19 protein-coding genes are annotated in these 21,506 nt (G+C 69.3%); 10 read left to right on the forward strand and 9 right to left on the reverse strand.

The features are described 5' to 3' along the window. Nucleotides 1-94: 94 nt before the first annotated feature. Nucleotides 95-1,156: a ribosome small subunit-dependent GTPase A gene (gene rsgA / locus RHCRD62_RS15355; protein ID WP_253277332.1), complete on the forward strand. Its 1,062-nt coding sequence runs from the start codon at nt 95-97 to the stop codon at nt 1,154-1,156. Here the strand turns inward: rsgA and RHCRD62_RS15360 are convergent. Beyond that, entirely contained in the window at nt 1,146-2,174 is a 1,029-nt protein-coding gene (locus tag RHCRD62_RS15360; protein ID WP_050065847.1) for a tocopherol cyclase family protein, read from the reverse strand. The genes rsgA and RHCRD62_RS15360 overlap by 11 nt on opposite strands. A 50-nt stretch (nt 2,175-2,224) precedes the next feature. Then, nucleotides 2,225-3,184, reverse strand: coding sequence for a TauD/TfdA dioxygenase family protein (locus RHCRD62_RS15365; protein WP_050065575.1), 960 nt, complete (start codon nt 3,182-3,184; stop codon nt 2,225-2,227). Between the two features lie 158 nt (nt 3,185-3,342). On the opposite strand from RHCRD62_RS15365, the gene RHCRD62_RS15370 reads away from it, so the two are divergent. Beyond that, the gene (locus tag RHCRD62_RS15370) at nt 3,343-3,996 is read left to right on the forward strand and encodes a TetR/AcrR family transcriptional regulator (protein WP_050065576.1); all 654 of its coding nucleotides are present in this window, start codon (nt 3,343-3,345) and stop codon (nt 3,994-3,996) included. A 29-nt stretch (nt 3,997-4,025) separates the two neighbouring features. Beyond that, complete coding sequence (locus RHCRD62_RS15375; RefSeq protein ID WP_050065577.1) at nt 4,026-4,853, forward strand: alpha/beta fold hydrolase; 828 nt, start codon at nt 4,026-4,028, stop codon at nt 4,851-4,853. A 138-nt stretch (nt 4,854-4,991) separates the two neighbouring features. On the opposite strand, the gene RHCRD62_RS15380 is transcribed toward RHCRD62_RS15375, so the two are convergent. The 3 genes from RHCRD62_RS15380 to RHCRD62_RS15390 all read right to left on the reverse strand — a co-directional run bounded on the left by RHCRD62_RS15380 (nt 4,992) and on the right by RHCRD62_RS15390 (nt 9,231). Continuing rightward, entirely contained in the window at nt 4,992-6,926 is a 1,935-nt protein-coding gene (locus RHCRD62_RS15380) for a beta strand repeat-containing protein (RefSeq protein WP_050065578.1), read from the reverse strand. A gap of 254 nt (nt 6,927-7,180) precedes the next feature. Further along, complete coding sequence (locus RHCRD62_RS15385) at nt 7,181-8,074, reverse strand: RNA polymerase sigma-70 factor (RefSeq protein ID WP_050065579.1); 894 nt, start codon at nt 8,072-8,074, stop codon at nt 7,181-7,183. Next, the gene (locus RHCRD62_RS15390; protein WP_084734289.1) at nt 8,071-9,231 is read right to left on the reverse strand and encodes an NAD(P)/FAD-dependent oxidoreductase; all 1,161 of its coding nucleotides are present in this window, start codon (nt 9,229-9,231) and stop codon (nt 8,071-8,073) included. Before RHCRD62_RS15390 ends, RHCRD62_RS15385 begins: the two co-directional genes overlap by 4 nt. A 159-nt stretch (nt 9,232-9,390) precedes the next feature. Here RHCRD62_RS15390 and mshA point away from each other — a divergent pair, with 159 nt between their 5' ends. The 4 genes from mshA (at nt 9,391) to RHCRD62_RS15410 (ending at nt 12,915) form a co-directional block, all read left to right on the forward strand. Beyond that, nucleotides 9,391-10,722, forward strand: a complete 1,332-nt coding sequence (gene mshA, locus RHCRD62_RS15395) for a D-inositol-3-phosphate glycosyltransferase (RefSeq protein ID WP_050065580.1) — start codon at nt 9,391-9,393, stop codon at nt 10,720-10,722. Continuing rightward, nucleotides 10,719-11,276 carry a type III secretion system chaperone family protein gene (locus RHCRD62_RS15400; protein WP_157050944.1) on the forward strand — a complete coding sequence of 186 codons (558 nt, stop codon included), beginning with the start codon at nt 10,719-10,721 and terminating at the stop codon, nt 11,274-11,276. The genes mshA and RHCRD62_RS15400 overlap by 4 nt, the downstream gene beginning before the upstream one ends. Before the next feature lie 134 nt (nt 11,277-11,410). After that, nucleotides 11,411-12,058, forward strand: a complete 648-nt coding sequence (locus RHCRD62_RS15405) for a TetR/AcrR family transcriptional regulator (RefSeq protein WP_050065582.1) — start codon at nt 11,411-11,413, stop codon at nt 12,056-12,058. Beyond that, entirely contained in the window at nt 12,055-12,915 is an 861-nt protein-coding gene (locus tag RHCRD62_RS15410) for a 3-hydroxyacyl-CoA dehydrogenase (RefSeq protein ID WP_050065583.1), read from the forward strand. Before RHCRD62_RS15405 ends, RHCRD62_RS15410 begins: the two co-directional genes overlap by 4 nt. 116 nt (nt 12,916-13,031) lie before the next feature. On the opposite strand, the gene RHCRD62_RS15415 is transcribed toward RHCRD62_RS15410, so the two are convergent. The 4 genes from RHCRD62_RS15415 to RHCRD62_RS15430 all read right to left on the reverse strand — a co-directional run bounded on the left by RHCRD62_RS15415 (nt 13,032) and on the right by RHCRD62_RS15430 (nt 18,432). After that, entirely contained in the window at nt 13,032-14,078 is a 1,047-nt protein-coding gene (locus RHCRD62_RS15415; protein ID WP_050065584.1) for a hypothetical protein, read from the reverse strand. Then, the gene (locus RHCRD62_RS15420; RefSeq protein ID WP_050065849.1) at nt 14,075-15,250 is read right to left on the reverse strand and encodes a sensor histidine kinase; all 1,176 of its coding nucleotides are present in this window, start codon (nt 15,248-15,250) and stop codon (nt 14,075-14,077) included. The genes RHCRD62_RS15415 and RHCRD62_RS15420 overlap by 4 nt, the downstream gene beginning before the upstream one ends. Nucleotides 15,251-15,526: 276 nt before the next feature. Next, complete coding sequence (locus tag RHCRD62_RS15425; protein WP_050065585.1) at nt 15,527-16,594, reverse strand: DNA polymerase IV; 1,068 nt, start codon at nt 16,592-16,594, stop codon at nt 15,527-15,529. A 32-nt stretch (nt 16,595-16,626) separates the two neighbouring features. Then, nucleotides 16,627-18,432, reverse strand: coding sequence for a hydroxysqualene dehydroxylase (locus RHCRD62_RS15430; protein WP_050065586.1), 1,806 nt, complete (start codon nt 18,430-18,432; stop codon nt 16,627-16,629). 207 nt (nt 18,433-18,639) lie between these two features. Between RHCRD62_RS15430 and RHCRD62_RS15435 the strand changes: the two genes are divergently transcribed. The 3 genes from RHCRD62_RS15435 (at nt 18,640) to RHCRD62_RS15445 (ending at nt 21,488) form a co-directional block, all read left to right on the forward strand. Then, a complete protein-coding gene (locus RHCRD62_RS15435) occupies nt 18,640-19,386 on the forward strand; it encodes a phosphoglyceromutase (RefSeq protein WP_050065587.1) in 747 nt (248 codons plus the stop codon). A 159-nt stretch (nt 19,387-19,545) separates the two neighbouring features. Beyond that, on the forward strand, nt 19,546-20,805 hold the full coding sequence (locus RHCRD62_RS15440; protein ID WP_050065588.1) for a sensor histidine kinase: 1,260 nt from the start codon (nt 19,546-19,548) through the stop codon (nt 20,803-20,805). After that, nucleotides 20,802-21,488: a response regulator transcription factor gene (locus tag RHCRD62_RS15445; RefSeq protein ID WP_050065589.1), complete on the forward strand. Its 687-nt coding sequence runs from the start codon at nt 20,802-20,804 to the stop codon at nt 21,486-21,488. The genes RHCRD62_RS15440 and RHCRD62_RS15445 overlap by 4 nt, the downstream gene beginning before the upstream one ends. The last annotated feature ends 18 nt before the right edge of the window (nt 21,489-21,506 follow it).

A 21,506-nucleotide genomic window follows, 5' to 3' on the forward strand; every position in this document is an offset into this window, starting at 1 on the left:
TGCGTGTGTCCGGCGAGGCCCCTTCACGAAGGTCTCCGTCTTGATTCACGAATCTTCTTCCGAGTACACCAGTTTCACCACTCACGAGCGTGCCTTGACTCTCGCCGATCACGGCTGGGACGCCGAACGTGACCGCTCCTTCGCTCACTTCCGCGCGGACGGGCTGGTGCCCGGCCGCATCGTGCGGGCGGAGCGCAGCCTGTGCGATGTCGTCACCGAGTCCGGCCCGATTCGAGCGACGGTTCGTCGCCCGTCGGGCACCGAGGACCGGCTGACGCCGTGCACCGGTGACTGGGTCGCGGTCCGACCGGCCACCACGACCGACTCCGCCGCCGTCGAGGAGGTTCTGGAGCGGCGGACCGCCGTGGTTCGCTCCAGCGCGTCGCGCACCTCCGACGGCCAGGTCCTGGCCGCGAACGTCGACACCGTTGCGGTGGTGGTCTCCCTCGCCGATCCGGTCCGGCACGGGCGGATCGAGCGAATGCTCGCTCTGGCCTGGGAGAGCGGCGCCACCCCGGTGGTGGTGCTGACCAAGGCAGACCGGTGCGCCGACCCCGGCTCGGCGGCTGCCGAGGTGACCGCGGTGGCCCCGGGGGTGGAGGTGCTGGTCACCAGCGTCGCCACCGGCGACGGTCTCGAGGCGCTCGTCGGAGCTCTGTGCGGGACGATCGTCCTGCTCGGTCCGTCGGGCGCGGGCAAATCCACCCTCGGCAACCACCTTTTGGGCGAGGATCGCCTGGCCACCGGCGCGGTGCGCACGAGCGACGGCAAGGGCAGGCACACCACCGCGTGGCGTGAGCTCCTGCCGCTGCCGGCCGGTGGGGTCCTGCTGGACACGCCGGGGCTGCGCGGCGTCGGCCTGCACGAGGTCGACGAAGGACTGGACCAGGCCTTCTCCGAGATCACCGAACTGGCGGGGGACTGCCGGTTCTCCGACTGTGCCCACTCCGCCGAGCCGGGTTGCGCGGTCCTGGCTGCCGTCGAGTCCGGGCGGCTCACCCGGCGGCGCCTCGACAGCTACCACCGGCTGCAACGGGAGAAGGCCCACGCTGCCTCCCGCACCGACGCGCGGTTGCGCGCCGAGCTGGAGCGATCGAGGAAGCAGGGCGCACGCCTGATTCGCGACATCAAGAAGTCTCCGAACTTCAAGGTGTGACGGGACGGGCATCGGCTGCGTCGGGGTGTCCGCCCCGGCGCAGCACCTCCGCCTGTGCGCGGTCCAGGCCGCCATGTTCGAGGCCCGCGAGACGGCTTGTACCGGACCAGAATTCGCGGCCGTCGTGCCTGACCCGCACCGTCATGTGGGCGCCGAGGTGCTCGATCGCGCCCGCGACGTTGCGGTGTTCGGTGGGCAGCGGGACAGGAAGGACATGGGCGCCGCGCAGGGGTCCGCTCCCGTCGATGTCGACGCTCCACCGGGCGCTGCGTGCCCGCAAGGTCCAGGTCTCGTCGGTGACGGTCGTGCGCACCCGCGATGTCGGTGGGCACAGCCGCAGCACCCGGCCGTCGGGGAGTCGGACGACGACGGACGTCGCCTCGGTCCGCAGGGGTCCGACGTTCACGTCACCCCCGGCGAAGGCGACGCAGGCGACCGGCTCGTCGAAGCCCTGTGCCTGGCCCCACCACCAGGATTCGGGGAATCCGCCCTTGCCCCAGTTCTTCTCGGCGTACACCTGCGCGCCGTCCAGGTCGACCTGCCGGTCGCCCAGGATCGCGACCCCGTCGGCTGTGCCACCGAGCAGCCAGGGATGCCAGTACTGGTTGAGGGCGGGAATGGAGTGAAAGACGCTGGAGCCACCGAACATCCGGTGCGGCCACGGTGCGGCATCGGTGACCACCACGTCCAGTCGGGCGTCCGGCCCCAGGTCGACGCACAGGCTGCCGGTGTCGCCGAGAAACGCGCCACCGGCGCTCGCGCCGAGTGTGTGGCTGTCCGCGTCGGCGACCGGGTGGGCGGTGGTCCGGAGGAATCCGTGCGGGTGGCCGGCGAGTCCGAGGGTGGCCCACTGCCCGGTGGGGGAGCGGTTCACGCCGCACAGTGCGATCACGACGGTGCCGTCGGGGCGGGTGAAACGCCAGAAGTAGCCTTCCATCGCCACGCCGTGCGCGCGCCGCGGGTCGCCGAACGGGAGGTCGGCTCCCGTTCGGCGGTATGCGTCCACGAGACGCGGCATGACGCCACAGTAGGCGCCCGTGAGCACAGGCGCCTACCGTGTCCGTTCTGTCAGGCGTCGAAGCCGGGGAAGCGGTCGGGGGTGTCGATCACCGAGAAGTGCGAGGCGTCGCCCGTGCGGATGCGGCTGGTGGCGCCGTCCACGGAGACTGGAACGTCGCCCGCAAGGGTGACCCGGTGCACGCTGCGCTTGTGCGTGCCGTAGTCGGCGATGCCGTAGTGCTGGGTGGCGCGGTTGTCCCAGATGACCAGGTCGCCGGGGGTCCAGGCCCAGCGCAGGGTGTTCTCGAGCCGGATGATGCGGTTCTGCAGCAGCTGGAACAGTGCCGCGGACTCGTCGTTCTTGAGTCCGATGAAGTTCTTCACGAAATGTCCGACAAGGAGGCTCTTCTCGCCGGTCTCGGGGTGGACGCGGACCACGGGGTGCTCGGTCTCGAAGACGGTGCGGGTGAACTCCTTCATCCGCTCGTCCCGCTCCGGTCCACCGCGATCGGCGTGCACTCCCGCGTAGTCGTACTCGTTGCTGTGCACGGCCCAGAGGTTGTCGACGAGTGCCTTGAGCGGTGCCGGGAGCTGGTGGTAGGCGGCGGTGGTGGACGCCCAGGTGGTGGCGCCGCCGTAGGGCGGGATGTTGACGGCCCGCAGGATCGAGGCCTTGGGGATGCGATCGATGAAGGTGACGTCGGTGTGCCAGCTGTTGGCGGCGCCCTCGATGACCAGGGTGCGGTTGTCTTCGGACGTCAGCGTGGGGTGCGTGGTGGTCGGCGAGCCCAGCGTGCGGGCGAACTCGTACTGGATGTCGTCGGTGAGGTGGTGCTGGCCGCGGAACACGACGACCTTGTTCGCGGCGAGGGCATAGCGGATCGCGAACGCGGTCGCGGCGGAAATGTCCCCGTCGACGTGGACGCCCTCGATGAGGGCGCCGATGTTCTCGCCCAACTTGGTGACGGTGATGCCACCTGCTGCGTAGATGTCGTGCGAGGTTTCCGGTCGAATCTCGGTGGTGGTCAAGGCTTCTCCTCGGAGGATTGGGGATCGCGGTTGCGGAGGCGCTGCGACGCTGTGTCGATGCGGACGAAAGTAATTGCGCGCTGTTAATTCGGGAACCGATGCGATCGCCGTGCGCAGATCCGTTGCCCCCATCGGTGCTGTCCGGTAGGGAAGCGGTCATGGTGACCCTCCAGTCCGCGCGGCGCGGCCGTTACAACGCGGGCGAACAGACCCGGATCCTGCTGATCGAGACGGCGGAACGACTGTTCGCGCGCCGCGGCTACGAGAGCGTCACCCTCGCCGAGATACGCTGCGCCGCAGGGCAGGGAAACGCATCGGTGATCCGCTACTACTTCGGCTCGAAGGAAGACCTGCTGCGCGCGATCTTCGAACATCGCCTGCCCGCGATCAGTGCCGAACGGATGGGTCTCGTCGGCGAGATGCGGGCGGCGGGCGGTGCGCTGTCCACACGCGACGCCCTGTGGGCGGTGGTGCGGCCTCTCGTGTCATGTCTGGAGAACGGGTTCCACTACGTCGGCCTGCTCGACCGACTGATGGACGCCGGGATCCTGGCGGACGCGTTCGCGACCGCGGACCCGTCGTTGACGGCGAGCGCGAAGACCGTCGACGAGGCGATGCGCGCCGCCCTTCCTGACCTCCCGGACCGTGTCCGCGGTGTCCGGATCCGCATGGTGTATGAGAGCGCACTGCGTACCCTCTCCCGGTACGACCGGGCCGGAACCGCACCGGACGGCGTCGAACTCGCCACGTTCGTCGACGTGTGGGACGGAATGCTGCATGCGGTGTCGCACCCGACAGGGGGCGGGACCTGACGGAGCTCCGGTCGCGTTACGGTGGCGGCATGGCTCTTCGCGAAGCGTACGGAATCGACGGCACCCCACTCGCCTACCGCGTCACCGGCATCGAGGACGGACGTCCACTCGTGCTGCTGCACGGCTGGGCGCAGTCGATGAACTGCTGGGGATCCGGCGTCCTCGACGCCCTCGCCGCGAACTACCGGGTAATCGCCGTCGATCTGCGGGGCCACGGCTACTCGGGTGCGCCGGAGGTCGGCTACGACGATTCGAAGATCTGGGCCGGCGACGTCGCCGCGATCCTCGCCGCGGAAGACGTCACCAGTGACGCCGTCCTCGTCGGCTGGTCGTACGGCGGGCTCGTGATCGCCGACTACCTCGCGGAGTGCGGCACCGACGCCGTCGCGGGCATCGTTCTCGTCGGCGCGATCACGAGCATCGGCCGCGGCCAGCAGGGCGGTCGGGTCGGCACGGCGATGCGGGACGCGATGCCGGCGGCGCTGTCGGAGAACCCCGGGGACGCGATCCGCGCCCTCGGCAGCTTCGGGACCGCGCTGACCGGTGACACCGAGGGCGTCGGCCCGCAGTCGCAGGCACTGTTCGGAGCGAGCCTGTCGACGCCGCCGCGGGTGCGGGCCGCCCTGTTCGGCCGCCAGGTCGCGCACGACGACCTCCTTGCCGCCCTCGACATCCCGGCGCTCATCGTCCACGGCACCGCCGACCGTGTCGTCGACGTGTCCGCGGGCAGGCACGCGGCCGACCTGATTCCGAACGCGACGGCGTCGTTCTGGGAGGGCTGCGACCACGGCCCGTTCGTCGAGGACCCGGACCGCTTCGTCGCCGAGATAATCGCCTTCGTGAGCAGCCTCGGCTGACCCACGCCTGGCCGGCGCACCGGCCGGATCGGCCGCCCTCGCGTGTTCACGGGAAGAGCCCCACCGGATGACTCCGGTGGGGCTCTTCGTGTCGAGCGGGCCGTGGGATCAGACCTGATCCGGCCCGATCAGTCTGGCTTACGACCCGAACAGGTTGGACAGCGATCCGGCGCCGTCACCCGGGTTGCCCTCGGGAGCGACGGTGACGGCCTTGGTGACGGTGGTTGCGGTGCCGTCGACGACGACCTCGGCGGTCAGCGTCTGGGCGCCCGCGGCCGGGATCCACTGGCAGGATGCCGTTCCGTCAGCGGCGACGGTGGTGGTGCACACCGTCGTGGTGCCGACCTTGACCGTCACGGGGGTTCCCGCATCGGCGCCGGTGACCGTGATGGTCGCCTCGGTTCCCGCGATCAGTGCGGCCGGGGTCACCGAGATGACCGCAGTCCCGGACTGAACCTCGGTGACCTCGACCGAGATCGGGGCGGAGGCGGGGCTGGTGCCGATGTTGTTGGTGGCGACCGCGGTGATGGTCAGGGTTCCGGCTGCGTCGGTGACGATGTCGCAGGCGAAGTTGCCGGTGCCGTCAGCGGTGGCGGTGCAGGTCTTGCTGCCGGCGGTGACGGTGACGTTGGAGTCTGCTTCGGCCTTGCCGGTGATGGTGACGGTGCCGCCTGCGGTGACCGTGGGCGGGTTGGCGGCGAGGTCGGTCGGTGCGCCGGGTGCGGTCGGTGCCGCGGTGACGTCGACGGTGATCGGGGCGGAGGCGGGGCTGGTGCCGATGTTGTTGGTGGCGACCGCGGTNANGGTNAGGGTGCCGGCTGCGTCGGTGGTGATGTCGCAGGCGAAGTTTCCGGTGCCGTCAGCGGTGGCGGTGCAGGTCTTGTTGCCGGCGGTGACGGTGACGTTGGAGTCTGCTTCGGCCTTGCCGGTGATGGTGACGGTGCCGCCTGCGGTGACCGTGGCCGGGTTGGCGGCGAGGTCGGTCGGTGCGCCGGGTGCCGTCGGTGCCGCGGTGACGTCGACCGAGATCGGGGCGGAGGCGGGGCTGGTGCCGATGTTGTTGGNGGCGACCGCGGTCACGGTGAGGGTGCCGGCTGCGTCGGTGGTGATGTCGCAGGCGAAGTTTCCGGTGCCGTCAGCGGTGGCGGTGCAGGTCTTGTTGCCGGCGGTGACGGTGACGTTGGAGTCTGCTTCGGCCTTGCCGGTGATGGTGACGGTGCCGCCTGCGGTGACCGTGGCCGGGTTGGCGGCGAGGTCGGTCGGTGCGCCGGGTGCAGTCGGGGCCGGGGTCACGGTGCCGGTCTGCGGAGCCGAGGTGGACTGCGCGTGGGTGGCGTCGCCGAGGTACTTCGCGGTGATGGAGTACGGCTGTGCAGCGGTGGGGGTCCAGCTGTAGGTGGCGGTGCCGTTGTTGATGGTTCCGGTGCCGAGGACGGTGCCGTTGTCGGCGAATTCGACGGTTCCGGTGGCGCCCGCGGTGACGGTCGCCGTCAGCGTCGAGACCTTGGTGGCCTGCGGGGCGGGGCCGACAGTGACAGTGGTCTGCGTGGCGTCCTTTGCCACCGAGACGCTGGGTCCGGCGGTGGCGTTCGTCGTGCTCAGGCTCTGGTTGGCGCTGACGGCGGCGCCGCTGGTCAGAGCGGCGTCGCGGGCGCAGTTCGCGCCGACGGTGTACTGGACGGTGTAGCTGATGTTGCGATTGACCGCACTGCGGATCCAGGAGCCGTTCATGCTCACCGTGGTCGCGTCGGGGGTGGTGGTTCCCACGCCGCTGCCGTCGACTCGTGACGAGTTGGCGACATAGGTCAGGCAGGCGGCGTGGATGTCCTTGAGCGCGCTGATGGTCGGGGCGAGGCCACCGTTGAAGCGGATGTCGTTGGTGACGGTGATCGTCTCGCCCGGGGCAGGCGTGCCGTTGCTGATGGTCCGGTTGAACGTCCACTGGCCGGAGGTCGTCGACTGATTCACGGGCGCAGCCGACGCCGCCCCCACGCCGAAGGACGCGGCGAAGCCCGCCGCCAGCGCTGCCGTACTTGCGCCGGCGACCAGCCGACGAGTGTTCTTCTTCCTCAACTCGCTGAACCTTTCGTTGCTCAAGACCGCTGCCTCGGACTGGGACGTGTGTCCGAGTCGGCGAGGTTCGAGGTCACGATAGGGGCACGGTCGGCAACGGATGAGCAAATCTCGAAAACCTGCACACAAAATGAGTACGAACGGCGTACACGACTGCGGCAGCTGCGGAACGGGCCTGTGCCGAGCGCGGCCGCGAGGCACGCACTCGGCCACCGGAAGTCCGGCGCGGCGTCGGGCGACGACGCCGGCCCCGCTCAGCGGGCCAGCGTCCGTGCCCGGTCCACCGCCTCCAGCTTGTCGGGGTTGCGGACGAGGTAGATCCCCGAGATCAACCCGGCCGAGTCGCTGCCCGACGTGGTCAGTTCGAACATCGCGACGAGGTCGAGACCGTCGGCCGTGTGGACGATCATCGACGGCACGTTGTTGAACACCGCCGGCTCGAACCGCAGTCCTGCGGGCGCCAACCGCGTGAGCCCGGCCATGAATCGCGCCACCTGCTCCCGTCCCACGATCGGGCGCCGCGCAGCGCTGACCTTGCCGCCGCCGTCGGAGATTTCCACGACATCCGGTGCCATCAGGTCCATCAACGCCTGCACGTCACCGGTCACCGCGGCGGTCAGGAACTTCCCCACCACCGCCTGCGCCTCCGCGCTGGGCGGTGTGAACCGCCGCCGCCGCGCGTGCACATGGGACCGGGCGCGGTGCGCGATCTGACGCACCGCGTCCTCGGTCTTGCCGACGGACTCGGCAACCTCGCGATGGCTGAAGCCGAACACTTCCCGCAGCACGAACACGGCGCGCTCGTCGGGGCCGAGGGTTTCGAGGACCAGCAACATCGCCATCGTCACGGACTCGGCGAGAACCGCGTCCTCGGACGCGTCCGGCTGCGTGCGAATCGGTTCGGGCAGCCAGCTTCCGACATACTCCTCGCGTCGCCGACGGGCCGAGCGGAGTTGGTTGAGTGCCTGTCGGGTGACGATCTGCGCGAGGTAGGCACGCGGATTCTCCACCTCGGATTCGTCGACGCTGGACCAGCGCAGGTAGCTCTCCTGAAGGGCGTCCTCGGCGTCCGCGGCACTGCCCAGGATCTCGTAGGCGATGGTGAACAGCAGGGGACGGTACTCGGTGAACACCTCGACCGAACTCACGCGGACACCTCCGCTCCCTCCGGCGCGACCGCCGGTCCCGACAGCCAACGATAGGTGCCCGTGCGCGGGCCGATCCAGCGGACCGTGGAGCGGCAGACGCGTTCCTTGACGAAGGCGCCGATGCGCCCCCGCAGGACGAGCCAGCGCGGGCTGTCGTCGGTGCGCACCACCTGCACCACGCCCGCGTGGCGGCCGAGGCTGATGCACTGCAGCACCATGCCGATCGACAGCGGTTCGGGCTCAGCGCCCGCGATCTGGGCGAGGACGGTGTCGGCGCCGGTCGCGCCGAGCGGGATCGCGGCCTGGCAGCTCATGCGCAGGTGTCGCGCGACCCGCTCCGGGGGTGCGACGGAGTCCCCGACGCCGACCACGTTCGGGTGTCCGAGGGCGGCCAGGGTGTCGTCGGTGCGCAGGCGTCCGAGGTCGTCGACGGGAAGTCCGCTGCGGCGCGCCAGGTCGGGGACAGCGAACGGTCCGGCCCAGACGGTCACGTCGGTGGGTGCGGTGGTGCCGTTCGCGAGGACGACGGCACCGCGTTCGATCGCGGCGACAGTGGCGCCCTCGTCGACCTCGACGCCGAGCCGGCCCAGGGTGCGGACGACCGACTTTCTGCCCGACTCCGAGAGTCCGGTCGCGACCCGCCCCGACGACAGCAGTCGCACCCGCAGGTCGGGGCGCTGTTCGGCGATCTCCGCGGCGCTCTCGACCCCGGTCAGGCCGCCGCCGATGACCGTCACGACGGCACCCGGGGAGGTCGCGTCGAGTCGGCCCCGCAGGCGCTCGGCGTCGTCGAGGGACGCGGCGGTGTGCGCGTGCTCCATGCCGGGCACGCCACCTCCGGGGCCGCTGCCCACGGCGTAGACGAGATGGTCGAAGTCGAGGACGGTGCCGCCGACGAGGGTCAGCGATCGGTCGCCGATGCGGTCGACGGCATCGACCAGCAGTCGGACGTCGGGGTGCAGGACGTCGGTCAGGGGGACAGTGGCGGTGCCGCTGCCCGCGGCGTACTGGTGCAGCCGGATCCGTTCGACGAAGTGGGGGACCGGGTTGACGACCGTGACCGTCACGTCGGGATGTGCGCCGGCGCGGATCCGGTTCGCCGCGGTGACTCCCGCGTACCCGGCTCCGACTATCACCACGTGGGCTGTGCTGTTCATGGTGCTTTCGCTCCTCTCGATCACGTGAGAACGAACTGTCGACCCTGGGACACCGCACGCGCCGGATTCGTGACAGTGCGTTGTGTCACTAGCGTGCTGGATCGCTTCGCAGCGGGTCCTGCGTCGATCGCCCGGCCGACAGCAAGGCAAGATGGAGGGGTGACGCCAGCACTGAACCACCGACTGCGGCGGGTCGCCGTCCTGTCGGTCCACACCTCGCCCTTGGCTCAGCCTGGGACCGGTGACGCGGGCGGGATGAACGTGTACGTCCTGCAGAGCGCGGTCGAACTGGCGCGGCGGGGCGTCGAGGTGGAGATCTTCACTCGCGCGACGTCGTCGGCCGACGAGCCGGTCGTCGAGGCGGCGCCCGGTGTGCTGGTGCGCAACGTCGTGGCGGGGCCGTTCGAGGGCCTCGACAAGCACGACCTGCCGACGCAGTTGTGCGCGTTCACGGCCGGGGTGCTGCGGGAGGAAGCTCATCACGAGCCCGGCCACTACGACCTGATCCATTCGCACTACTGGTTGTCCGGTCAGGTCGGATGGCTGGCCAGGGACCGGTGGGGTGTGCCGCTCGTGCACACCGCGCACACACTCGCCGCGGTGAAGAACGCGTCACTCGCGGAAGGGGACACGCCGGAGCCTGCGGCGAGGCAGATCGGCGAGCAGCAGGTCGTCGCCGAGGCCGACCGCCTCGTCACCAATACCTCGGCCGAGGCCGACCAGCTGGTCGACATCTACGGCGCCGACCGCGACCGTGTCGACGTCGTGGCACCCGGTGCCGACCTGACCCGCTACCGGCCCGGAGACCGCGCCGCCGCCCGAACCGAACTGGGGCTCGACCGAAACGAGCTGGTCGTCACCTTCGTCGGGCGGATCCAGCCGTTGAAGGCCCCGGACGTGCTGCTCAAGGCTGCCGCCGAACTGCAGAAGCGCGAACCCGCGCTGCCGCTGCGGGTACTGATCGTCGGAGGTCCGTCCGGGACCGGTCTCGACCGCCCCGATTCCCTGATCGAACTGGCGGCGCAGCTGGGGATCTCCGCACGGGTGACGTTCCTGCCGCCGCAACCGCCCGACCGTCTGGTGCAGGTGTACCGGGCGTCCGACGTCGTGGCGGTGCCGAGCTATTCCGAGTCGTTCGGGCTCGTCGCGCTCGAAGCGCAGGCCAGTGGCACCCCGGTCGTCGCGGCGGACGTCGGCGGGCTGGGCGTCGCGGTGAGCGGTGGACACAGCGGACTGCTGGTGTCCGGCCACGATGCTCGGGACTGGGCCGACACGTTACGCACAATCCTCGTCGACGACGACTTGCGCACGAAGTTGGCACGCAACGCGCCGATCCATGCGGCCAACTTCTCGTGGGCGCGGACGGCGGACGGATTGCTGGAGAGCTATCACCGGGCGGTGGCCGGATACCGCCGCAATCCGGACCTCGCGTCGCGTCGCGGCAGCCGAGGCTTGTGGAAACTGCGCAGACTGGGAGGGGTACGAGCGTGAGCACCACCGAGACGGCGACGTCGATCGAGGCCGCGCTGACCGAGCGGGAACTCGACTTCTCCCGTCCGGCGGCGCACCAGTTCGTGGTCGAACTGCCGGGCGAGCACAAGTTGAAGACGAGCTGCCTGCTGACCGTGGGCAACCACGGGGTGCGGGTGGAGGCGTTCGTGTGCCGCAAGCCGGACGAGAACTTCGAGGGTGTCTACAAGTACCTGTTGCGCCGCAACCGGCGGCTGTACGGGGTGCACTACACGATCGACAAGGTCGGCGACATCTACCTCGTCGGCAGAATCAGCACGCATGCCGTGACGGGTGACGAGTTGGATCGCGTGCTCGGGCAGGTGTTGGAGGCCGCGGACGGCGACTTCAACCTCCTCCTCGAGCTGGGTTTCGCGAGTTCGATTCGGCGGGAATGGGATTGGCGGGTCTCGCGCGGCGAGTCGCTGAAGAACCTCGAGCCGTTCCGGCATCTCGTCGAGGGTGACGGTCGGCGCCCGTGGCCGGTCGCGGACCGGCCTGGTGACGACTCGTCCGACGGTGGTCTGCCCGACTGACCTTGTGAGCCCGGTGAGTCTCCGGAATCGCCGGCTCGGCCCGTGTGGTGATCGACACCGGGAGGGGCGTGTCCGCAAATAACGGAGTACACTCATTAATGAGTGAAGTTCATTATTTGTCGGAGGTGAGTCCGATGGCCGAGGTCGCAGGCGGACGCCGCGAGCGGGGCAAGGCCGAGAAGCATGCCCGCATCGCCGACGCGGCTCGGACGTTGTTCGCCGAACACGGCTTCGAGGCCGTCACGACACAGCAGGTCGCGGACCGCGCCGACATCGCGATCGGGACGCTGTTCCGGTACGCGTCGACGAAGGCCGAGTTGCTCCTGATGGTCCGCAACGAGGAATTCGCGGCAGCCGTCGCGCGAGGCGAGGTCGACTCGGCGGGTATCGCCGACCCCGTTCAGCGGGTGCTCGCGCTCGTCGCACCGGTCCTCTACTCGGGGCGCGCGGGCGACGAGAACCTCGTCGCCTATCAACGGGAGTTGCTGTTCGGTCCGGCCGATGCGCCGTTCCGGATCGCGGGCCTCGCGATCGTCACCCGATTCGAGGAACTGATCGCCGACTGTCTCGCCGACGGCGAACGGGTCGGTGCCGACGAGATCGCTGCAGCACGAGCCGTTTTCGCGGTGCTGCACATGGAGATCGCCGCACCCGTCGCTCGGACGCGCACGCCCGGGATCGCATCCGAGGTGCTGCATCGGCAGATCGAACTGATCGTGGCCGGGTACCACACCGCGCCGCGAAAGCCACTGATCACAAGTCAGGGAAAGGAAGAGTCATGACCGCCATCAACAAGGTCACCGTACTGGGGACGGGTGTCCTCGGATCCCAAATCGCCTACCAGACCGCCTATCACGGAGTTGATGTCGTCGCGTACGACATCAGCGACGAGGTTCTGGACAAGGCGAAGGCCCGGTTCGCCGGACTGGCGCAGACCTACAAGGCGGAAGTCGACGGTGCCGCCGACGGTGCGGCCGACGCAGCGTTGGACCGGATTCGCTACTCCGCCGACCTCGCGGACGCCGTCGAGGACGCGGACCTGGTCATCGAGGCCATCCCCGAGAACCTGGACCTCAAGCGCGACACCTACACCAAGCTCGGTGAGGTGGCCCCCGCGAAGACGATCTTCGCGACGAACTCCTCGACCCTGTTGCCCAGCGACCTGAAGGGCTTCACCGGCCGCCCCGAGAAGTTCCTGGCGCTGCACTTCGCGAACCACGTGTGGCGGCAGAACACCGCCGAGGTCATGGGCACCGACAGCACCGACCCCGAGGTGTACCGGCGGGTGGTGGACTTCGCGGCCGCGATCGGCATGGTTCCGATCGAGATCAAGAAGGAGAAGGCCGGCTACCTGCTGAATTCCCTTCTGGTGCCGTTCCTTTCCGCGGCCGGGCAGCTGGTGGTGGACGGGATCGCGGAGCCGGAGATGATCGACGAGACCTGGCGCATTGGCACCGGAGCGCCGATGGGCCCCTTCCAGATCTACGACGTCGTCGGCCTGACCACCGCGTACAACATCTCCGCGGCCGGCGACGAGGGCCAACGGCGGTTCGCCGAGTACATCAAGGAGAACTACATCGACAAGGGCAAGCTCGGCGCCGCCACCGGTGAGGGGTTCTACGCGTATTCCGTCGAGTGAGACCGCATACGTGTGACACGGTGGGCCCGCCGGACTCGGAGGAGTTGCCGGCGGGCCTTGCCGCTGGAAGCTGTGTCGGTGATGCCAGGTGGTACCCGACGGCAGGCCTCCGGCCGTCACCCGAGGCGAGCGGGCATGGCCACCGGTTCGCCGTCCGGTCCGAGCTCGACTCGCGTCACTTCGTCGGCATCGTCGTGGAGCACCGTGACGAGGGTGCCGCGCAGCGGCGGGAGAACCCGCACGGTGAGGGTGCCACTCGACGCGGCGTCGAGGAGGGTCGCAACCGACTCGAGGATGCCGCGCCGGGTGGCCTCGGGTACGTGGTCCATGCCGCGGTCGTCGAGCAGGATGACTTCCACACCCCGGGCCCGCGCTGCTCGTGCGGCGGTCACCACGATCGGTTCGGAGAGTATCGGCGCGCGCAGGGTGTCGCGGAGATACGCCTCGAGCAGCCGGCATTCGGTGCAGTCCGCGTCGGAGAGGTCCTCGCTTGCGGCGATCCGTTCGAGTAGGGGGCGGGCGAGTGCGTCGAGTCGCCGGACCTGCCGGTCGCGCTCCTCGAGCCGCGCGAGGTCGGCGGCATCGGCCGCGACCCGGATCGTCGCCTGCTCCCGCAGCACGTAGATGTCGCGGGCGGCGGGCTGGATCTTCCAGGCGAAGAAGGTCGACATCACCAGCGGAGCCAGATTGATGACGGACATACCGAGGCCGTAGCCGGCTCCCTGCCCGGTTCGCTGCGCCCACAGCACACAACTGACCAGGGTGGCGACCATGCCGAGCCACGCCAAAGAGGTTCGTCCGCGAACACACATGTACGTGTAGATGGCGGTCGACGCCCCCAGCGGCCAGGTTTGCAGGAGGCCGTCGATCGGGGCGGGTATGACGGCGAACACGAGGTTCACGGCCAGGGGCCCCGTCAGGACCAGGGCGAGGCTCACCCCGAGGGGAAGCGGATCCGATGGATGGAAGACCAGTGTGACGGCCCCGGCGCTGACGATCGCCCAGGCCAGCAGTTCGGCCCACCACGGTTCGCGTCCCGGAGCGGTCACGAGGGCGAGCAGGAGGAACGTCGCGACGTAGGCGCCGATGAGCACCCGCGCGGCAAAGGTGCGGAACCCGAGTAGTTCCCGCACGTCACCGCCGCGATCGACTGCGGAAGTCATGCTGCGTCCCAGTCGAGGCAAACGGTGGTTCCGTGCCCGGGCGTCGAGTCGATCCACGCCGACCCGCCCGGGAGCTGCCGCATGCGCCCGAGAATGCTGACGGTGACGCCCAGCCGGTGCGGTGCGACCGTCGACCGGTCGAATCCGACGCCGTCGTCGATCACCCGAACCCGGATGCCCCGCTCTGTCACCGCCACCTCCACGGTGCTCGTGGCCGAGGGCCCCGCGTGCCTGTGGCTGTTTCGTAGCGCCTCCGCAAGCGCCGACGCGATCGTGCGCGCGACGTCGGCCGGGACCTGGAGGTCGTCGGTGCCCCGTCCGCTGACCCGGAAGGCCGCATCGTGGTCCGCCTCGGCCGTCGCGGCACGCAGGTACGCGAGTGTGGCTGCAGCGGAGAACGACTGGTCGGAGGTGACACCGCCTGCGATCGCGTCGAGTTCCCGCAGGGTCGCGGTGGCGAGACCGGCGGAGGCCGCCTTGGGTGCCCGCCGGGATGCGGTCAGCAGCGTTGCCATCACGCCGTCGTGGGTCAGTGCGGCGAACCGGTCCTGCTCGACGGCACGAGCACGGTGAGCCGCTGCGGTCGCCGCAGCGCTATGGGTCTGCTCGGTGGTGGAGTCGAGGATTCGGCCGGTCCGCATCGCCATCGCTGCCCCGCCGACGAAGAGTGTGCAGAACATGATGGCGAACGCGATCTCCGCGACGAGCATCGTCAGGGACGAGTCGACGCGGACGCCGTAGTTGATCAACTGCACCGCGACACATCCGACGACGAGGTGACCGAACGCGACGGCAGTCGGCCATGCAATCACCGCGGCGATACTCGCCAGTCCGGGGAAGCCGGCCAGCCACACGCCCTCGGCGCCGGGAACGGGCGGCCCGATCCAGGCGAGCGGCCAGGTGAATGCGGCGAGGAGGAACGCGGCAGCGGCGACTCCGGCGGTGATCCGGATGGCGCGGGTGTCGCGCCGAAACGACACCAGCGAGATCGTGATGCCCGAACCGAACACCGTGACCACCGCGGCAGGCGTCCACCAGGACGCGAGCCGCGGCGCCATCGCGGTGATCGACGGCAGCAGGATGGCCAGGTAGGCGACATAGCCGACGCCCACGAAACGGGCGAACATGCGCAGGATCCGGTCGGTGTTCTCGTGTCCGGTGCGCACGCTCATTCGGTCCCCCTTCGCGATCACGACGCATGGTGCGTCCAGCTGGCTCGATCGGGGACATTCGATCACAGGGAACCGGGTGGCGTCCCACGTTACCGGTGGTCAGGGTTCGGTTTCCGTCAGTGGCTACCGGTCAGTGATTTGGCAGGAGGGGCGGGTTCGCGCCGCGCCGCAGCCGAACTCGGCCACCTCGTCCGTGGGTGGAATCGGGGAGATGGGAGCGCGTTCGACCACGTCCGTTGCCCGCTCCGCAGGCGCGACTGGTGGTGACCGCCCGCATCAGTGCGCGGTGGTGTCGTCCGGCGGTGTCATGTCCAGCCGTACGCCCAGCAGTCGGACGGCGCGATCGTGGTCGAGGCGGCCGGTCAACGCGACCGCCTCGACCGCGATCGCGCGGGTGTCGAGGGTCGGCTCCGGGAGCGGCGCCGACATGGTGTGTGTCTCGAACGGTGCGTACCGCACCTTCACGGTCACTCGCACGGCCGGTCGGTTCTCGGCGCGCACATCGTGGGCGACCCGTTCCGCGAGCACTCGCACCGCGGCCTCCACTTCGACCTGGTCGGTGAGGTTCTGTTGGAAGGTGGTTTCCCGGCCGTGGCCGTGTGCGACATACGGTTCCGGGTCGACCTCGGTGCGTCCGATGCCGAGCCCGAGCCGTCGCAGCCACGGCCCGGTCGTCGGACCGAGCGCAGCGGCGAGCGCCTCGTCGTCCGCGTCCGCCAGCTCGCGAACGGTGTGAACATGCAGGGCAGCAAGTTTCCTCGCGGTCTTGGTGCCGATTCCCCACAGCGCGGACGTGTCGCGGTCGCCCATCACCTCGAACCAGTTGTCGGCGGTCAACCGGAATGTTCCACGTGGCTTCCCGAACCCGGTCGCGATCTTCGCGCGCAGGGTGTTGTCGCCGATGCCGACCGAGCAGTGCAGGTTCGTGGCGTCGAGGACAGCGGCCTGCACGGACCGGGCGAACTTCTCGGGGTCGACGGCGGAGACACCGAGAAACGCCTCGTCCCATCCGAGGACCTGCACAACAGCATCGAGATTCCGGAGGGTGTCCATGACGGCATTCGATGCCGTGGTGTACGTCTCGGCGTCCGAGGGGAGGAACACCGCGTCCGGGACGTCACGCAGCTTGCGCGCGGCGACGCGCAACGGCATCCCGGACCCGACGCCGAACTCCCGGGCCTCGTACGACGCGGTCGCGACGACTCCACGTTCGGTGGGGTCGCCGCGACCGCCCACGACAAGGGGTCTGCCCCGCAGATCGGGATCCCGAAGCACCTCGACGGCGGCGATGAACTGGTCCAGGTCGACGTGCAACACCCATCGGTCCCGGATCGGAGCGTTCATGTCACCAGTGTGCGCACCCGAGGCGTCGAGTGTCAGCCCACGTCGAGGATGTGCGGGAGTCCGGCCGCGTAGCGGTCGGCGTCGACCTTGCGGAACGGCGCGAGTTCGGGCGGCTCGTGCAGCTTGTACGTCGTCACCGGGGCGGCGGGGGAGTCCGCTGCCTCGAGGAGCGCGTTGACGGCGGCGCGTCCCGATTCGTTCGCCGACTCCATCGTGGCGAGGTCGATGTCGGTGCGGACGTAGTCGCCTGCCAGGAAGAAGTTGGGGATCGCGGTCCGCGCGTCGGGCCTGCTCGCCAGCGATCCGACGGTGTTGACGAGCAGCGGTGTCTCGTTGGTGTTGGTGCCTCGCGCCGCGTCCCACTGGACGCCCGGGTCGAGGAACCACTGTGCGACGTCCTCGTCCCGCAGCATCGGCCGGGCGCCGTCGTTGACGCTCGCCTTCATCTGCGCCCAGGTCTCGGCGGCGATCTCCTCGCGGGTGCACTGCTTGGCCGTCTTCCCGTACAGGATGCCGGGGGTGTCCCAGTCCGAGATGTCCACGGACAGCACGTCCTTCACGGATCCGTCGCCGTACCGGGTGGCGAAGTCGCCACGCCAGAACTGCGCCTGGTTGATGGACGTCAGGGCCCACGGGGAGCCCAGGAAGGCGACGTGACCGTCGGCCAGTTCGTTCTTGGTCCGCATGAAGTACTGGATTCCAACCATCCAGTCCACGACGAGGTTGCGCAGCAGCTCGAGGCGGGGTTCCGCGGCGACCAGCTGCGGGGTGAGCAGGTCGACGACCCGTTCGGCGGGCATCGCGGAGACGTACCAGTCGGCCTCGGCCGATGACCGCGAGCCGGACGCGTCGGTGACCTGCGCGCCGGTGATGCGTCCGCCACCGACCTCGAGGTCGGTGAGCTTGCTGCCCATCTCGAATCGGACGCCCATGCCGCGCAGCAGGGTTGCCCACGGTTCGATCCAGGCGTCGTTGGTGGGGCCGTCGAGGATCCGGTCCAGGTGACCGTAGCCCGGGACGACGCCCGCGCCGGTGAGCAGGAACGCCTGGCCGACCTGGCCGATGGTGCGGGTGGATGCCTGGTCGGGGCGGGCCGCGACGAGCTGGCGGGTGAGGGCGGAGATGACGAACTCGCGATACGCCTTGCTCTTGCCCTCGGCCTCGAGGGTGTGCGCCCAGGTGACGTTCTCCCACTCGCCGTTGCGGCGTTCGAGGCTGGAGGTGAGGAACATGACCATCTTCTCGACGAAGATGGCGAGCTCCTGCGGCGGGATCGACAGGCCCAATCCGAAGCTCGCGGTGAGCGTGTTGCGGATGGCGTCGAGGTTGTACAGCTCCCAGCGGGTCGTCGGGGAGAACGGAGTCGGCACCGACAGGTCCTCGCTGCCCGGCAGGGTCATCCGGAAGCCGCCCGTCGAGACGAGGTTGTCGAAGACGCCGTTCGGGTTCCCCGGGAACGGGATGCGGTGCATGGTGTCGGGAATGTTCTGGTAGAAGCCGGGGAAGAAGCGGAATCCGTGTTCGCCGGGCAGGTCGCCACGACCGTCGGTTCCGGTGCCGGCCGCGGTGATGCTGCGAGCCTTCCCGCCGAGTGCCGTCGGCTCGTGCACGGTGACCCGGAAACCGCGCTCCGCGAGTTCGTGGGCGACGGTCAGTCCAGCCATGCCGCCGCCGAAGACCGCGACCGTGCGCCCGCCCGAGCGGAGCGCTGGCGAGGAGAGTGCGGGCAGCGCTGACACGGTACCGCTCGTCGCGGCGAGGCCTGCGATCACGCCTGCGCCGCCTATACCTGTGAGTACGGCCCTGCGAGTGAGGCCATGACGACTGTGATCACGCATGTGGAACCCCCGTTTCAGTGCGTGAATCGATGACAACGCCTGTTGTCATATATGAGATATCTCACGGCGGAGGCGTGCGGGGCCGAATCGCGAATCCGGCGCGCCGGGCGATTGAACGCACCGGCAGCGGGCCGGGCGCGATCCGGGAGGCCGTCCGCGCCCAACCCGGGCCCGCAGCGGCCGCCGTCTTCGTGTCACGATTGAGTCATGAGTACTGGAACCCTTGTGCTGCTCCGCCACGGCGAGAGCGAATGGAACGCGCTGAACCTGTTCACCGGCTGGGTGGACGTCCATCTGACGGACAAGGGCATCGCCGAGGGCAAGCGCGCAGGCCAGCTCCTCAAGGAGCACGACGTGCTGCCCGACGTGCTGTACACATCCCTGCTGCGCAGGGCCATCAGCACAGCCAACATCGCCCTCGACGCCGCGGACCGGCACTGGGTTCCGGTCGTGCGCGACTGGCGTCTCAACGAGCGGCACTACGGCGCGCTGCAGGGCAAGAACAAGGCGCAGACCAAGGCCGAGTACGGCGACGAGCAGTTCATGCTGTGGCGTCGCAGCTACGACACCCCGCCGCCGCCGATCGAGGTGGGCACCGAGTACAGCCAGGACGGCGATGCCCGCTACGCGAACCTGCCCGAGGTTCCGCGCACCGAGTGCCTCCTCGACGTCGTGAAGCGGCTGATCCCGTACTGGGAGGACACCATCTCCCAGGACCTTCTCGCGGGGAAGAACGTTCTCGTCGCCGCCCACGGAAACTCGCTGCGGGCCCTGGTCAAGCACCTCGACGGGATCTCCGACGAGGACATCGCCGGACTGAACATCCCGACCGGCATCCCGCTGCGCTACGACCTCGACGAGAACCTCACGCCCCTGAACCCGGGCGGCACCTACCTCGACCCCGAGGCCGCCGCCGCAGGTGCCGCTGCGGTCGCCAGCCAGGGCGCGAAGTAGTAGCTGCATGTCGATCGACCCGGGGCGACGCGGCGCGCGGCCGGCCCGGGTCGAACGTCAGGTGAACAGCCGTGGAACGGCACGGCTACGGCCTGTGACGTGCGACGAAACGGCCGGTCCCGGCTCGGATCGTTGTTTGCGCGGCCGTACGATTCCCTCGTGACTGTTGTTCTGGTCGTCGTCGGCCTCGTCGTTCTCGCGGCGGTGCTCGGCTACGTCGTCGGTGGGGTACTCGTGCCTCGGCTCAGGGCACGTCACACCCGAATCGAGGCCGAGCAGGCCGGCCTGACGATGTCCCAGGTGCTGGACCTGATCGTCCTCGCCAGCCAGAGCGGCATCGCCGTCGTCGACCGATTCCACGACGTGGTCCTTTTCAACCCGCGGGCCGAGGAGTTGGGGCTCGTCGTGAACCGGGCCATCGAGGCCCGGGCGTGGGCGGCCGCCAACGAGGTTCTCGACACCGGTCGGCCCGTCGAGGTCGATCTGAGCGTCAAGAACCCGGTCCGCGGGCGGGGCCGGATCGCGGTCCGAGGCTTCGCGCAGTTGCTCAGCCAGGAGGATCGGCGGTTCGTCGTACTGTTCGCGGACGACGACTCCGAGGTGGCGCGGATGGAGGCCACACGCCGCGACTTCGTCGCGAACGTCAGCCACGAACTCAAGACCCCTGTCGGTGCGATGAGCCTGCTGGCGGAGGCGCTGCTCGAGTCCGCGGACGACCCGGAGTCGGTGCGGCATTTCGGTGAGCGGGTGCTCATGGAGTCGCGTCGGCTCGGCAACATGGTCGGCGAACTGATCGCCCTGTCCCGGTTGCAGGGCGCCGAGAAGCTCCCCGACCTCGAACCGGTCGCCGTGGACGAGATCGTCGACGAGGCCATCCGGCGCAGCATCCTCACCGCGGAGAACGCCGGTATCACCGTCACCGCGGACAGGCCGAGCGGGCTCGAGGTACTCGGCGACCGCACGCTGCTCGTCACGGCCCTGTCCAATCTCGTCGAGAACGCGATCGCCTACTCGCCCGCCGGTTCGCCGGTCTCGGTGAGCCGGGCGGTGCGCGGTGAGGACGTCACGATCGCTGTCACCGACCGGGGGATCGGCATCGCCAAGGAGGACCAGGAGCGGGTGTTCGAGCGGTTCTTCCGTGTCGACAAGGCGCGGTCGCGCTCGACAGGCGGCACCGGGCTCGGTCTCGCGATCGCCAAGCATGTCGCCGCGAACCACAACGGCTCGATCACGCTGTGGAGCAAACCGGGGACCGGCTCCACGTTCACCCTCGCCATCCCCGCATACGTCGAGGAGGCCGACGAGTCGGCCGACTCGCTCTCGCCCGGTGACGCACCGGGCGATCCCGTTCCGACCCGCAAGACCACACACCAGGAGCGACCGACCCAGGTCGCCATGAACTCGGAGGCCAACCGGTGACGAATGTGCTGATCGTGGAGGACGAGGAATCCCTCGCGGACCCACTCGCGTTCCTGCTGCGCAAGGAGGGGTTCGAGGCGACCGTCGTCGGCGACGGGCCGTCCGCCCTCGCGGAGTTCGATCGCAGCGGCGCGGACATCGTGCTCCTCGACCTCATGCTGCCCGGGATGAGCGGTACCGACGTCTGCAAGCAGTTGCGGGCGCGGTCCGGGGTTCCCGTGATCATGGTGACCGCACGCGACAGTGAGATCGACAAGGTGGTCGGTCTCGAGCTCGGTGCCGACGACTACGTCACCAAGCCCTACTCGGCGCGCGAGCTGATCGCGCGGATCCGGGCGGTGCTGCGTCGGGGCGGAGACACGGATTCCGACCACTCCGCCGACGGGGTGCTCGAGGCGGGCCCGGTGCGGATGGATGTCGACCGGCACACCGTGCACGTCAACGGGGACGCGGTGACCTTGCCACTCAAGGAGTTCGATCTGCTCGAGTATCTGCTTCGCAACTCCGGCCGGGTTCTCACCCGCGGTCAGTTGATCGACCGGGTGTGGGGAGCCGATTACGTCGGAGACACGAAGACGCTGGACGTTCACGTCAAGCGCCTGCGGTCGAAGATCGAGGTGAATCCCGCCAAACCTGAACATCTGGTGACGGTCAGGGGACTGGGTTACAAACTGGAGAACTAGCGAGGGTTATACCCTATC

This window comes from Rhodococcus sp. RD6.2, from assembly GCF_001040705.1.
GTDB lineage: Bacteria > Actinomycetota > Actinomycetes > Mycobacteriales > Mycobacteriaceae > Rhodococcus_G.

What these genes read in the sequence shown, in the direction of transcription:
- RHCRD62_RS15360 (WP_050065847.1), bottom strand. Translation starts at nt 2,174, where the DNA reads ATGCCGCGTCTCGTGGACGCATACCGCCGAACGGGAGCCGACCTCCCG.
- RHCRD62_RS15370 (WP_050065576.1), top strand. Translation starts at nt 3,343, where the DNA reads ATGGTGACCCTCCAGTCCGCGCGGCGCGGCCGTTACAACGCGGGCGAA.
- RHCRD62_RS15375 (WP_050065577.1), top strand. Translation starts at nt 4,026, where the DNA reads ATGGCTCTTCGCGAAGCGTACGGAATCGACGGCACCCCACTCGCCTAC.
- RHCRD62_RS15390 (WP_084734289.1), bottom strand. Translation starts at nt 9,231, where the DNA reads ATGAACAGCACAGCCCACGTGGTGATAGTCGGAGCCGGGTACGCGGGA.
- RHCRD62_RS15405 (WP_050065582.1), top strand. Translation starts at nt 11,411, where the DNA reads ATGGCCGAGGTCGCAGGCGGACGCCGCGAGCGGGGCAAGGCCGAGAAG.
- RHCRD62_RS15410 (WP_050065583.1), top strand. Translation starts at nt 12,055, where the DNA reads ATGACCGCCATCAACAAGGTCACCGTACTGGGGACGGGTGTCCTCGGA.
- RHCRD62_RS15415 (WP_050065584.1), bottom strand. Translation starts at nt 14,078, where the DNA reads ATGACTTCCGCAGTCGATCGCGGCGGTGACGTGCGGGAACTACTCGGG.
- RHCRD62_RS15420 (WP_050065849.1), bottom strand. Translation starts at nt 15,250, where the DNA reads ATGAGCGTGCGCACCGGACACGAGAACACCGACCGGATCCTGCGCATG.
- RHCRD62_RS15425 (WP_050065585.1), bottom strand. Translation starts at nt 16,594, where the DNA reads ATGAACGCTCCGATCCGGGACCGATGGGTGTTGCACGTCGACCTGGAC.
- RHCRD62_RS15430 (WP_050065586.1), bottom strand. Translation starts at nt 18,432, where the DNA reads ATGCGTGATCACAGTCGTCATGGCCTCACTCGCAGGGCCGTACTCACA.
- RHCRD62_RS15435 (WP_050065587.1), top strand. Translation starts at nt 18,640, where the DNA reads ATGAGTACTGGAACCCTTGTGCTGCTCCGCCACGGCGAGAGCGAATGG.